Below are 14,204 nucleotides of genomic sequence, written 5' to 3'. Positions count from 1 at the left end.
CGGCCGCTGGAGCGCCGCCGCTTCGGAAGGCGTTGCATTCAGCCACTTGTGCCATTATTTCTTGCCTGCAAACGATAGAGTTCCGCATAGGCGCAGCCGTATTGCATCAGTTCGGTGTGGGTGCCCTGCTCGACCAAACGGCCGCCTTTCAGGAAAAAGATCCGGTCCGCTTCGCGCACGCTGGCTAAACGGTGGGTGATAAGTACCACCGTGCGCCCGCGTCCAAGTTCACGCAAAGACTGGAAGACCGCATGCTCCGCCTTTGCATCAAGTGGGGCAGTGGGTTCGTCCCAGATCACCAGCGGTGCATCGCGGAAGATGCCGCGCGCGACCGCAAGTCGTTGCCATTGACCACTGGACAAGTCATGGCCACCGATGAATTCGCGCGATAGAAGACAGCCCCAGCCGTCAGGCAGTCCCTCTATCACGTCAATCGCTTGAGCACGCACAGCCGCTTGATGCAGGGCTTCATCCATTGGGTCGTGACGTGTCGGTTGACCCAGGCGGATGTTGTCGCGAACGGTGCCAGGCCAGCGCAATGGATGCTGCAGGACAATGCTTATCCGGTCGCGTAATGCCTCTGTCTGAAGTTGGTGGAGATCGCAATCATCCCAGCGGATCGTACCGTTGGTCGGTTTGTAGAGTCCTGAGATCAACTTGGCCAGGGTTGTTTTCCCTGACCCGTTTTCGCCAACCAGCGCCACCGTCTGACCTGCTTGAATGGACAGCGAGATGTCCTTCAGTGCAACACGTCCCATCATGCCAGGATAGTGGAAGCCTACATCTTCCAGCACGATCTCGTGTGGTTGCAGGGTGGGCAGCATGTTGCCACCCATGGTGCGCTGTGCCTTCGCCAATTCAAGAAAGTCGTGGTAATCGTCCACGTAGAGCGCACGCTCCGAAATCTCGTGCAGCATGCGCAGGCATTGTGCGAATGCACTGGTGGTGACCTGAATGGCGACGATGGCAGTGCCAGCCAACGCCAAGTTCAGCCAGCCCGCATGCAGCATCGCGGCAAGGCAGCCGAAGGTGAGTAGCAATCCGAGCAGCGACAGCAGACGGCCGCGCAAGAGCGTTCGTGCTTCCAATGTTGACTGAGTAGTCAGATGCTCCTGTAGCGGAATTGCGCTGCGCCGATGTTGATCAAGGACATATTCTTGCGCCTGGCATGCACGTATCTCTGCTGCTGCGTCGCGCGACGTGGCAAGCTCGGAAATCATCCGCGCGTGCCTGGTGAGGGCGATCGTCCTATCCATCCCCGAATAGTGCAGCCTTGCCGCTGCAAGCGCGGCCCATCCTTCTGGGATGAAAGCCATTAACATGGCGAAAAGCAGTAGCGGGTGTAGCCACAGCAAAGCAAGCGAAGCGGCCACAACGGACAGCAGCGCAGACAGCGCTTCCGCCAAGCAGACTGTCACGCGCTCGATATGCAGTGCACCGCGATCGCGCGCGCGTTGCATGCGATCGAAGAAGTGCGGATCGTCGAATGCCACCAGATCAATCGACAGGCTGGCGGCCAGAATTTGATCGTCAGCCAGATGCCTAACCTTGGGCACCAACTGAGCTTGCGCCGAAAGGCCGACGGCGTGCGCACCGACCTTCATCAGATGCGCGAGCAGTAGGAGTGCACCGATCGGCAGCAGCTGTGCGCCCCAGTCGGTGGCAGCGACGCCAGGCAGCAACACGGTCAACACCTGTTTTAGCAGCAGTAATCCCCAGACTGCGGCTGCCGCCGACACTAGCTGGCTGGCGACGAGCAGGTGCATTGCTTTCGGCGCAGCCTGGCGGGCCATCACCACAACGGGTCGGATCGCTCCGGCGAGTCGCATGAGAATTGCGCCCAGATCCAAAGCGGAAGCGTCAGTTGCGATGCGCCAGTAAGGGCTTTGAATCTGTCCGGAATCGTGTGCCATAGACGTTAGATTCCCAATCCTCCCTGCATCAGGATCGATGGAATGCGATGGTTCGGATGCATTCTGAGCAACTGGTAGGCGATTCCACCCAGGCCAGGCATCAAGCCAGGAGAACGTGTGTCGCGCAGCAGACCGCAACAAGCGCCATGTTCTTCAATGCTGGTCAGTACGCTACCAAGCAATTCACCCGCTATGTCGCGGTAATTCTCCGGTTGCAGTCGCGCGGCCACGTCGAACAGTTCCCACGCGCCAAGATCGCCGTGGCAGGCGCAGTGATTCCAGCCGAGCCCTTGGCGGCGTGTTGCGTCAATGGCGATGCGTAGCGTCTCGCGGGTACGCGTATGTGTCAGCTGTGGGTCAAGATCCGCGTGTGCCAAGCCGATCCCCACGGCACCGTGGCACCACGCAGCGGCCGTCGGATTTCCTGCCAGCATGCGCATATCGCGCCAGTTGCCATGCACATCGTCGTAAAGACCATCTTCAAACGCGAACGCTGCCTGCGCACAGTCCGTATGCAGCTGGCATCCGGTTGCCCGTGCCAGCTTGGTCAACGCCCAGCCGATCCCGGTGACACCATGGGCAAAACCGCCAACACCGTTGGGCCAACGTGTGTGGACCCAGTGCATGGCTTCGCCATTGCGCGTTCCCGCCTTGCATATTAGGTTGCCGAGCAGTACGGCTATTTCAAGGTGGCGCTGATTTTGAGTCTGTCTGGCCAATGCCAGCATCGGTACGATCGCACCGGCACAACCGGTCAGGATATCGAAGACCTCGTCGGACTGCGCGGCATCGGGAAGCTCTTGCGCAAGCGCTACAGCATGGTCCAGTGCTGTGTCGACGCCAAAATCTGCGAGTACCAGATACGCCCAAAGCTGTGACCCCAGTCCGATGTAGCCGCCAGGCGGCAACGGGCGGAAGCGGATTCCATCGCGCAGGAGCCGGCTCCGTTTCGCATCACCCATCGTCATCGTGGTAATGCAAGCTTGCAAGCAATGCTCGACACCGTCGACTGGATCGGCGCGACCTTCCGCAGACTCCCTGCGATAGGCAGCAAGCAAGAGTGCCATCCCGGCAGTACCGTTATAGACGTCAGGTCCGAGCGGTTGCACCGACCAGCCATTGGCCGACAGCACCGGGGCCAGCCACGCAATGCTGCCATCTTTGCCAAGGACGGCACTCCCAACCAACTGACGCATGAGCGCTTGGAGCTGTTGCCGCCGTCGATATTCGGTATCGTCTTGGCGGGGCGTCGCAGGCAGAAGTGAGCGGTCTTCCGGCATCCATCCGTCATTGACGAATGCACTGACAAGTGAGGCCTGGATCACCTCGCGCTCAAGCGCGATGTCGGCACTGCGCCAATCGTTAATTGCTGCAGCGATCAGGTTGTCAGCGATCTTCCAGCGTGTATTTCCCGGGCCTGACAGGCAGCCATCCTCGGTACTGGCGGAGAAATATGGGATGTCACCGTTTAGCAGATCGTCGATCTCGGCGTTGAGGATGCGTGGATCCTTTGGTACCGATCCTACATTGTCGGCCATGCGCAACATCAACGAAAAGGCGCGCTGGCGTGCCTGCCCGGGATTGTGCAGCGATACGGGATGCCAAAGCATGCGGCCGATTTCTGCATAGGTCTCGGTTGGCCGTGCAACGAAGCGGACGACGCATCCAGCGAATCCTTCCAAATGCGGCGCTAATGCATCAAGCGCATCCAGTTCTTGGAGTAGCTGCGTCATTTCGCCAAAGCCAGCCAATACGTCGGGCCAATGGCGTGCGAGCTCGGGGCGCGCACTCGGGAGATTCTGTGACTCAAGCGTTATGCCTGCTTCGCCGAGCCCGATGCGTGCCTTGTCCGTGCCCGCATCGATCATTGCGGGCCGCGCTACGCTTGGCTGCTGTCCGGGGATTGAACCCAGTGCGGAATGATCCGCCCCACGCCATCCAAGACCGGTTGCACGGCTAGGCAACATCCCGATATTGGCGGCGGTGCCTGCAACGGTGGCGGCAACCCGATCCGCCGCTTCGCCAAGACCTGATGCCGGGGCGGGCAGGCGCGGTGTGAAAAGCGTTTCGCAGTCGATGACAGTCGGTGCGGAGCCATGGGCGATGAGATTTCCTGCATGCAAATCGGTGCCCGCAAGCAACCTCATGACCGCCAGCCAGTGGCCGCTGGCGCGATAAAAATCCCGTTGCTCGGACAGTGTATCTGCCTGCCGATGAGCGACGAATTCTACCCAGCCGTAGTCACTGCGGTCGACGGCGTTGGGCACGTGCATAGTGGTAACGATGCGCTCGCTGAGCACTTCGATAAATCGCGCAAGTGCCAGATCGATTGCGACCGATCTTGGTTTGTAGACCAGCCGACCGCCAGTGCAACGCAGCAGCGCCACGCTCTGGCCACTGCAATGGCTGTCGCCCGCTCCGAAAGTGACTTCTAGCAGCAAACCGCTAGCGTTATGCAGCAAGGGCGTCAAAAGGTGCCGGTCGCTGCACCATCGGTGTGCAAACATGTGCGCTGCAGCGCAGCGGTGTGAAACCAAAGTATCGATACGTTCGATCAGCCCGGGATAATGCGGCGCCAGCGACAGCCAGTAATCCGGTTTACAAGTCAGTTGCTCGAATGCTGTCCAACGCTGCTCCGCGCTGTCGCCATCGAGTTGCGCATTTACTCGGGCGGCATTGAGTTCCAGCAACAAGAGGCGAGTGAGTTTGCTGTGGAGCACTGCCAGAAGCGCTTGGTGCGTTGCCCTGAGGATGACCTCGCGTTCGACCTGTTCGAGTGCAGCGATCTGGGTAAGCTGGACTGCCAGTTTCTTGAGAGGTGACGAAATCAGGCAATCCAGCGACGTGCCGAAGTCACCGCCTTGCTGGCCGGAGACCACGCCGCCTCAACAGCACTGGAACGTGGCTGACCCCGTACAAATCGTCCCGCATTGCTCTGTCACTGCTGCGGCCTCGCAAACGATGTCGGCCTCTGCATACGCGCCGCTGACGAATAACGGACCTGCAGGATTGTCATCGCCAGCATGATTGCGCCAATAGTCCACCAGAGTGTTTCCAGTCTCTTCGCTCATGAGCAGATCCTTTGTCTTGAAGTGAGATGCGACATTTGTGGTGCGGCAAACATCGCGTATCGGCACGAATACGCAGATGTATTGATTCTTGCGTAATTGCGTGCAGACGCTGCCGCGTTCCGATGCTATCTGCGGAGAGGTTTGAAAACTGATACTTACGTCTGAAAATGGCTGCCTTAGGTGGCGCGCTCGTCCCGGCCGGATGCACGCGCCTGTGCAATCGCCGCGATGCGCGCCTTGGTCAATGCTTCGCCGATTTGCGGGCCTTGCAGACCTTCGGCTGCCAGGTCGCGCGCGTTGATCGCCAGGGCGGCGGCATGGAGGCGCTTCAGTTCTTCGCCTTGTGGATAGGCGGCCTCTTCGCTGCCCAACCTGCCGCGCTTGTCGGCTTCGCAGACCAGTGCCAGTTGCGCGATGCGTTCCGGTCGACGGAATGCATCGCAGCGCACCAGCAGTTCGTGCACCGTGCGGTTGCGCAGTTCCGCCAGACGGTGGATGTTGAGGTGCTCGCGACAGGCGGTGACTGCGAGCTGGCGATAGTCCTGCGGCACCTTGAGCCGTTCGCACAGCGCCTGCAGCGGGGCAACGCCGCGCTGTTCGTGCATCAGGTGGCGCGGCCATTCGTCCGGCGGAGTCAGCGCCTTGCCCAGGTCGTGGGTCAACGCGGCAAAGCCGATCAGCGCATCGCCCGGTGCCAGCCGCGCGGCCATGTCGCTGACCATCTCCTGATGAAGGCCGGTATCCACTTCCGGATGGAACTCGGCGCGCTGGGGAACGCCATATAGCGCATCGAGCTCGGGCAGGATGACGCGCAGCGCACCGGTGTCGTGCAAGGTGCGCAAGAACGCGGCCGGCTGTGCGCAGGTCAGCGCACGGCGCAGTTCCTGCCACACGCGTTCGGGCACCAGGCTGTCCAGTTCGCCGCTGGCCGCCATCTCGCGCATCAGTGCGGCCGTGTCCGGTGCGATGCTGAAACCCAGCGGTGCCAGCCGCGCCATGAAGCGCGCCGCACGCAGGACGCGCACGGGGTCTTCGACAAAGGCCGGGCCCACATGCCGCAGCACGCGCGCCTGCAGATCGCGGGCGCCGCCGTACGGGTCCACCAGGGTGCCGCTGTCTTCGTCGCGCGCCATGGCGTTGATGGTGAAGTCGCGGCGCAGCAGGTCTTCTTCCAGCGTCACCGACGGATCGGCATCCACCACGAAGCCGCGGTAGCCGCGCCCTGACTTGCGCTCGGTGCGGGCCAACGCGTACTCCTCTCCGCTGCGCGGATGCAGAAAGACCGGGAAGTCCTTGCCCACCGCCTTGAAACCCTGCGCCTGCATCTGCGCCTGATCGGCGCCCACCACCACCCAGTCGCGGTCGCCGGCCGGCTGGCCAAGCAGGGCATCGCGGACTGCGCCGCCAACGAGATAGATCTTCATCGCTCCATGATGCCCGATGCGGTGCTTGCGTCGAAACAACGCGCGGCCAGCGCTGTCGGGTTTTGCTTGGGTGTGGTGCCCGGCGGGGGGCATCGCGTAGATAGGTGTCTGCAAGCGATTGCTGCGGATGGATGATGCGCCAGGCGTCTGGTCTGCGACTTGGCTGCAGGGCCCTTGGCCGCCCACCATCGCGGGACACGCCGTGAATCCGTCCATGGAGGCTCTTCTGCGGCATCCATGCCGCAGAAGGTCCCGCGACGGTGGGCGGCCAAGGGCCGGTCACGATGGTCGGTGCATCACCAAGCAGTGAATGCCTTCATCGCTCTGAGCGATCCGCCCAGTGCCCGGCCCAGTGTTGCTGTCGCATCGGTGGCCGCTTGCACGGATGCGTGACCGTGCAGTTGCGGCGCACCGAGACGATCCGCTGCGTCAGATCTTGGCGCGTTGTTCCCGGAGGCCGGTCAATTGCACGGTCCAGTCGTTCAAGCGCGCGCGCTCCTGTTCGACGACCGCCGCCGGTGCGTTCTGCACGAAGGTGGCATTGCCGAGTTTGCCGTTGCACTTGCCGATTTCGCTTTCCACCCGCTTGATCTCCTTGTCCAGGCGGGTGCGCTCGGCCTCCATGTCGACCAGACCTGCCAGCGGCACCAGCAACGTGAGTTCGCCCACGATGGCGGCAGCCGCAGGCGGAGTGTCCTGGCCGGCGTCCAGCCAGTCGATGGATTCGAGCTTGAGCAGGAACGCCAGCTGCGATGCGAAGCGCGCCACGCGCGTGCGGTCGTCGGCGGTGCCGGCCTGCAGCAGCAGCTGCACCTGCTTGGACGGCGGCACGTTCAACTCGCTGCGCACGCGGCGCAATGCCGACACCATCGACTTCAACCATTCGACATCGGCCTCTGCGCTGGCGTAGCTGCCGGTGTCCACATCGCCAACCTGCGGGAATGTCTGCAGGGAGATCGTTGCGGCAGTGATGCCCAGGCGCGGCGCGACCTGTTGCCACAGCTCTTCGGTGACGAACGGGGTGAGCGGGTGCAGCAGGCGCAGCAACGATTCCAGCACGTACAGCAGGGTGTGACGCGTGCTGGCCGCGGCGTCGTTGTCCTGCACTGCACCGTTGAGCGCCGGCTTCGCCAGCTCCACAAACCAATCGCAGAACGCGTTCCAGGCAAATTCGTACAACGACTGCGTCAGCAGGTCGAAGCGGTAGTTGGCGTAATGCGCATGCGTTTCCGCGGTGACCTTGTCCAGCCGCGCCAGAATCCACTTCTCCGCTTCGGTACGCGGTTGCGGCACGCCGGCAAAGCGCGCGCCCTCGGTGTTCATCAGCACAAAGCGCGTGGCGTTCCACAGCTTGTTGCAGAAGTTCTTGTAGCCCTCGGCGCGGCCCAGGTCCAACTTGATGTCGCGGCCATGCGTGGCCAGTGCGGCAATGGTGAAGCGCAGCGCGTCGGCACCGTGGGCGATGATGCCGTCCGGGAATTCGCGGCGGGTGGCTTTTTCGATCTTCTCGGCCATGCGCGGTTGCATCAGCCCGTGGGTGCGCTTGGCCACCAGGTCTTCGATGCTGATGCCGTCGATGATGTCCAGCGGATCGAGCACGTTGCCCTTGGACTTGGACATCTTCTGGCCCTGCGCATCGCGGATCAGGCCGGTGATGTAGACATCGCGGAACGGCACCTGGCCGGTGAAGCTGTCGGTGGCCATGATCATGCGCGCCACCCAGAAGAAGATGATGTCGAAGCCGGTGACCAGCACGCTGGAAGGCAGATAGCGCTCGAAACCGCGCTCGGCCATCGCGTTCGCATCCGGCCAGCCCAGGGTGGAGAACGGCCACAGCTGCGAGGAGAACCAGGTTTCCAGCACGTCGCTGTCCTGGTGCAACGCGACGTCGGCACCCAGGCCGTGTTTCGCGCGCACCTCGGCTTCGTCATGGCCGACATAGCACTTGCCTGCCTCGTCGAACCACGCCGGAATGCGATGCCCCCACCACAGCTGACGGCTGATGCACCAGTCCTGGATGTTCTCCATCCAGTGGCGGTAGGTGTTGATCCAGTTCGGCGGCACGAATTTGACCTGGCCGCTTTCGACCAGCTCCAGGCCGCGCCTGGCCAGCGCGTCCATTTTGACGAACCACTGGTCGGTGAGATACGGCTCGATCACCTGGCCAGTGCGGTCGCCGCGCGGCACCTGCAGCTTGTGCGGCTTGGTTTCGACCAATACGCCCAGCTCTTCCAGTTCCGACAGCACCAGCTTGCGTGCGTCATAACGATCCAGGCCGCGATAACGCTCCGGCGCATTCTCGTTGATGGTGGCGGTGACGGTGAACAGATTGATCAGCGGCAGGTCATGTCGCACGCCCACCTGGTAATCGTTGAAGTCATGCGCAGGCGTGACCTTGACCACGCCGGTGCCGAAGGCGCGGTCGACATAATCGTCGGTGATCACTGGCACGTGCCGGCCGGTCAGCGGCAGCACGATGCGGGCGCTGTGCAGCGTGGTGTAGCGCGGGTCTTCCGGATGCACCATCACTGCGGTATCGCCCAGCATGGTTTCCGGGCGCGTGGTGGCCACCACCAGATAATCGCGGGTTTCGCGCAGGGTCTCGATGCCGTCGGCATCGTGTTCGACGTGCTCGTAGGTCACGCCATCGGCGAGCGGGTAGCGGATCGACCAGAGGAAGCCGTCTTCTTCGACGTTTTCCACTTCCAGATCGGAGATGGCGGTCTTCAGCACCGGGTCCCAGTTGACCAGCCGCTGGCCGCGATAGATCAGGCCCTGCTCGTACCAGCGCACGAAGGCTTGGTTGACCGCGGCCGACGGCTGCGGGTCCATGGTGAAGGTGCTGCGCGACCAGTCGCTGGAGGTGCCCAGGCGGCGCATCTGGCGTTCGATGGTGTCGCCGGATTCGGCCTTCCATTCCCACACCTTGGCGATGAAGCCCTCGCGCCCCAGCGAGTCGCGCGTGTCGCCCTTGCCTTCCAGCGCCAGATTGCGCGACACCACCATCTCGGTGGCGATGCCGGCATGGTCGGTGCCCACCTGCCACAGCGTGTCGAAACCGCGCATGCGGTGGTAGCGCACCAGCGCATCCATCAGCGTCTGCTGGAACGCATGGCCCATATGCAGCGTCCCGGTGACATTGGGCGGCGGCAGCAGCACGGTGTAGGGCTCGCCCTTGCCGGACGGTACGAAGTAACCGGCCGCCTCCCACTGCGCGTACAGGCGCGATTCGAAGGAAGAGGGTTCGTAGCTGGAGGCGAGGGTGGTCATAGTGGGGCGGGGATTCGTTGTTCGGGAGTCGGGATTGGTTGCGTCATGGGGCCGGCGAGAATCACTGGCACTACACTCATCAACATCAGCGGTGGTGCGGTGGAGCGAAGATAGGCTATTGAGGATTCGTCGTTGGATGCAGCATTGGGATGCGCAAAAAACCTGCTTTTACCAATCCCCAATCCCAAATCCCCGCCCCTCTCACATGTCGTACTTGGTCAGTTCCAGGCCCAGGGCCTTGTACTGCTTCCAACGTTCGCGCAGCGGTTCGCGGGCGGCGGGGTCGGCAGGCACCACTTCCAGCACGCGGTCGCAGGCGCCCAGGTACGGGTCGTCGCGCAGGTTGATCACCAGCGGGCGCGAGGGTGCGGCGAACTCGGGCGCGGCGATCAGCACCGGCGCCAGTTCGTCTTCCTCGTCGGTGCCGGCGATCTGGTGCGGTACGTAGGCTTCGTCGTCGAATGCCCACAACAGGTCATCCAGCGCCTCGGCCTGCGCGGCGTCGCGCGCCAGGATCAGGGTGGACAGGTTGGCGTCGTTGGCCTTGCGCGCCAGCTCGCAGACCAGCCGCAGCGGTTCGTCGAGGAAGCGCGGTTTGGCGATCAGGTAGAAGTCGGCACGGGGCATCAGGGCGGGGATTCGTTGAGGGGGATTCGGGATTGGTGACAGCGGGTCACTGTCTGCCTGCAAGGTGCTAAGGACGGCGGGATGCGTGCGCTCGCACGAATCCCGAATCTCCACTCCCCAATCACGCCGCGCCGCTTGCGGCGCGGTCCAGCAACCACTGCGTCAACAGCCCCACCGGGCGACCGGTGGCCATGCCGCGCTTGCCTTCGTCGCTGGCCACGCCGGCGATGTCCAGGTGCGCCCAGCGCTGGTTTTCGGTGAAGCGCGACAGGAAGCAGCCGGCGGTGATCGCGCCGCCCCAGCGGCCGCCGATGTTGTAGACGTCGGCGAAGGTGGAATCCAGCAGGCCCTGGTACTCGTCCCACAGCGGCAGGCGCCAGGCGCGGTCGAACACGTGCTCGCCGGCGGCCAGCAGTTCGTTGGCCAGGTCGTCGTGCTTGCTCATCAGGCCGGCGGTCTGGTGGCCGAGCGCCACCATGCAGGCGCCGGTCAGCGTGGCCACGTCCACCAGTGCTTCGGGGTTGAAGCGCTCGGCGTAGGTCAGCGCATCGCACAGGATCAGGCGGCCTTCGGCGTCGGTATTGCCCACTTCGATGGTCTTGCCGGACATGCTGGTGATCACGTCGGAGGGGCGATAGGCATTGCCGTCGATAGCGTTTTCCACCGCCGGCACCACCACCACCAGGTTGATCGGCAGCTCGGCCTTGACCGTGGCGACGAAGGTGCCGATGACGTTGGCGCCGCCGCACATGTCGTATTTCATTTCCTCGATGCCGCCCTGCGTCTTGAGGTTGACGCCGCCGGTGTCGAAGGTGATGCCCTTGCCGACCAGCACATAGGGACGCGCGTCGCCGCCGCCGTTCCACTTCAGCACGATCAGCCGCGGGCGGTTGGCCGAGCCGCGGGCCACCGACAGCAGCGAGCCCATGCCCAGCGACTCCATCTGGGTCTCGTCCAGGATCTCGGCTTCGGCACCGGCGTACTTGCCGGCGAATGCGGCCGCGGTGTCGGCCAGGTAGGCCGGGGTGCAGTAGTTCGGCGGCAGGTTGCCCAGCTCGCGGGCGAACTCCACGCCCTCGGCGGTGGCCACGCCCACGGCCAGCGCGCGGGCGTCGTCGCCGGCGATCGCCAGCGTGGTCAGGCCGCTCTCGTCGACCTTCTTCTTGCCCAGCGTGGCGGTGTAGCGGTAGGCGGCATGGTCGCTGACGATGATCGCCTGGCGGATGTTCCAGGCGCTGTCGCGCGCCTTGACCGGCAATTCGGTCAAGGTGAGCAGGGCGGTACCGACCGCGCCGGTCTTGAGCGCGCGGGTCGCATCGCCGATCGCCTTGAGGTAGGGCGCCACGCCGAACTTGCCGGCCTCGCCCAGCCCCACCACCAGCACACGGGGAGCGGTCACGCCGGGCAGGTCGTGGACCAGGGTGGTGCTGCCGGTCTTGGCAGCCACATCGCCACGTGCCACCAGCGCCGTCAAACGGCCCTGGCTGGCGCTGTCCAGCGCCTGCGCAGCGGGCGACAGGGTCTTGTCGGCGAACACGCCAACCACGATGCAGTCGACGGCGGCGCTTGCCGGCGCGTCTTGGTTCAGGGTGAATTGCAGGGCCATTGATCAGATTCCGTAGGCAAATCCGTACAATCGCGGGCTGTTTACGCCAACCGCACTAGGCTGGCGACGCCGCGAACGAATCCGAGAGTTTAAAACAAGCCCACCCTATGCCGAAGCTCGATCGATATCTGCTTAGCGATTTCACCCAGAGCTTCCTGGCCACCTTGATCGTGCTGCTGGTCGTCAGCGTCGGCGGCGTGCTGGTGGATATCCTCGGCAATATCGCCGATGGCCGCATCCCTGCTCGCTTGCTGCTGTCCCAGGTGGGCCTGCAGTTCGTAGCCTACCTGCCGATCATCCTGCCGCTGGCGCTGATGCTGGGCCTGTTATTGGCCCTGGCAAGGCTGTACCGCGATTCAGAAATGGCCGTCATCACCGCCATTGGCGTAGGCCCAAGGCGCATGTTGCGGCCGATGCTGATGCTGGTGGTGCCGGTAGTGGTGATCATCGGGCTGTGCTCGCTGTGGCTGGGTCCGTGGGCCAGCCGCACCGCCGAAACCATGCTGGAAGACGCCAACCGCAGCGTGCTGATGGCCGGCCTGGAGTCGGGCAAGTTCACCCCGCTGTCCGGCGGCGGGGTGGTGTACCTGACCACCATCTCGGCCGACGGCAAGAACCTGGGCAAGGTCTTCATGCAACGGCAGAAGGACGACCGCCTGGACGTGGTCACTGCCGAACGTGGCGCGATGTTCTTCGAAGGCAAGACCGACCGTTACCTGCGCCTGGAGGACGGCTACCGCATCGAAGGCCCGGCCGCCGGCGACACCCTGGACTACCGTTTGATGAAGTTCGCCAGCAACGACGTGGCCTTGCCCGACCGCACCCGCACCCACGACGCCAACGACCCGGAAGTGATGTGGACCACCCAGCTGCTGTCCGATGAGCGTCCGGCGGCGCGCGCGCAGCTGCATGAGCGCCTGGCGCCGCCGCTGTTGGCGCTGGCGTTCGCCCTGCTGACCCTGCCGCTGTCGCGCAGCGCGCCGCGGCAGCAGCGTTACGGCCGGATCATGCTGGCCTTCCTGGCCTACATGGTGGGCACCAACCTGATGATCGTCGGCACCCAGTGGATCGCCAATGGCAAGACCCCGGCTGCGCTGGGCTTGTGGTGGCTGACGCTGCCGCTGCTGACGGTGGCGGTCTGGGCGTATGCGCGCGATGGCCGCGTGCGTCGGCCGAGGGCGGGCGCATGAGGCTGACCCCGCGGGTCCATGATTGGTACGTCGGTCGCGCGGTGTTGTTCACCGTGCTTCTGACCTGGGCGGTGCTGCTGGGGCTGGACCTGGTCAACGCGTTTGCCAGCGAGGCCAAGAACATCGGCCAGGGTAGCTACAGCTTCGGTCACGCGGTGGCCTTTGTGGCCTACACCGTGCCACGTCGCGCCTATACCCTGTTTCCGACCGCCGCAGTGATCGGCGCGTTGATGGGCCTGGGCCAACTGGCGGCCACATCCGAGCTGACCGCCTTGCGGGCGCTGGGCGTCTCGCGCAAGCGCATGTCGGCCTCGGTGGTCGCAGCGATGGCCTTGCTGACCGCCTCCATGGTGATCAGCGGCGAGACCGTGGGCCCCTGGGCGCAGAACCAGGCCGATACGCTCAAGGCCAGCGCCCGCTACAACAACAGTATGGCGTCCTCGCGCTATTCGGGCCTGTGGGCACGCGAAGGCGACACCTTCCTCAATGCGCTCAGCGGCGAAGAAAAGCTGCTCGACGGCGGCGGCACCGCGCTCGACCTGCACGATGTGCGGCTGTATCACCTGGACGCCAACGGCAGGCTGCAGCAGCTCACCTACGCATCCGTGGCCGAGCATCGCGACGGCCGCTGGACCTTGCGCCAGGTGCGTCGCGATACCTTCCAGGAACGCTCGGTGCAGCGCGAAACCTTCCCCGAGCTGCCATGGCAATCGCAGCTGAGCCCGGCGGCGCTGGCGGCCGGCCTGGCCAAGCCGCGCAACCTCTCCGCGCACGAGCTGGAGCAGAGCATCGAGTACCGCCGCCGCAACGGCCTGGATGCGCGCGATTACGAGGATCAGTACTGGAGCCGCTGGTTCTACCCGCTCAACGTGTTGGCGCTGTGCATGGCGGCGATTCCGTTCTCGTTCGGTTCGCTGCGTAGCGGCGGCCTGGGCAAGCGGCTGTTCCTGGGCATCCTGTTCGCGCTCGGCTTCTGGCTGCTGCAGCTGTTCTTCGGCCGCATGGCAGGCGCGCTCAAGCTCGATTACCGCATCGCCTACGCACTGCCGCCGATGGTGATGCTGGGCGTGTCGGCATGGTTGTTCCGGCGGCGAAGTAGCTGA

9 protein-coding genes are annotated in these 14,204 nt (G+C 63.9%); 2 read left to right on the top strand and 7 right to left on the bottom strand.

What is annotated here, in order from left to right; translation table 11 throughout:
* Positions 1–38: 38 nt before the first annotated feature.
* From FHY18_RS11660 to FHY18_RS11630, 7 genes are all read right to left on the bottom strand, one after another.
* Positions 39–1,913, bottom strand: a complete 1,875-nt coding sequence (locus FHY18_RS11660; RefSeq protein WP_259155022.1) for an ABC transporter ATP-binding protein — start codon at positions 1,911–1,913, stop codon at positions 39–41.
* Between the two features lie 5 nt (positions 1,914–1,918).
* Entirely contained in the window at positions 1,919–4,792 is a 2,874-nt protein-coding gene (locus FHY18_RS11655; protein WP_259155013.1) for a type 2 lanthipeptide synthetase LanM family protein, read from the bottom strand.
* Positions 4,793–4,798: 6 nt separating this feature from the next.
* A complete protein-coding gene (locus tag FHY18_RS11650; RefSeq protein ID WP_259155011.1) occupies positions 4,799–4,984 on the bottom strand; it encodes a DUF6229 family protein in 186 nt (61 codons plus the stop codon).
* 176 nt (positions 4,985–5,160) lie between these two features.
* Entirely contained in the window at positions 5,161–6,408 is a 1,248-nt protein-coding gene (locus FHY18_RS11645; protein ID WP_259155008.1) for a multifunctional CCA addition/repair protein, read from the bottom strand.
* Positions 6,409–6,837: 429 nt separating this feature from the next.
* Positions 6,838–9,678, bottom strand: a complete 2,841-nt coding sequence (locus FHY18_RS11640) for a valine--tRNA ligase (RefSeq protein ID WP_259155005.1) — start codon at positions 9,676–9,678, stop codon at positions 6,838–6,840.
* Between the two features lie 201 nt (positions 9,679–9,879).
* A complete protein-coding gene (locus tag FHY18_RS11635) occupies positions 9,880–10,305 on the bottom strand; it encodes a DNA polymerase III subunit chi (RefSeq protein WP_057673282.1) in 426 nt (141 codons plus the stop codon).
* A gap of 121 nt (positions 10,306–10,426) precedes the next feature.
* Positions 10,427–11,911, bottom strand: a complete 1,485-nt coding sequence (locus tag FHY18_RS11630; protein ID WP_259154999.1) for a leucyl aminopeptidase — start codon at positions 11,909–11,911, stop codon at positions 10,427–10,429.
* A gap of 107 nt (positions 11,912–12,018) precedes the next feature.
* On the opposite strand from FHY18_RS11630, the gene lptF reads away from it, so the two are divergent.
* Entirely contained in the window at positions 12,019–13,101 is a 1,083-nt protein-coding gene (lptF, locus tag FHY18_RS11625; protein WP_259154997.1) for an LPS export ABC transporter permease LptF, read from the top strand.
* Positions 13,098–14,204 carry an LPS export ABC transporter permease LptG gene (gene lptG / locus FHY18_RS11620; RefSeq protein WP_259154995.1) on the top strand — a complete coding sequence of 369 codons (1,107 nt, stop codon included), beginning with the start codon at positions 13,098–13,100 and terminating at the stop codon, positions 14,202–14,204. The genes lptF and lptG overlap by 4 nt, the downstream gene beginning before the upstream one ends.

Origin of the sequence: Xanthomonas sp. 3793, from assembly GCF_024806835.1 — a bacterium.
Classification (GTDB): domain Bacteria; phylum Pseudomonadota; class Gammaproteobacteria; order Xanthomonadales; family Xanthomonadaceae; genus Xanthomonas; species Xanthomonas arboricola_F.
Note: the sequence above shows the minus strand (reverse complement) of the source record. Positions and strands in the feature narration are given on the sequence as shown.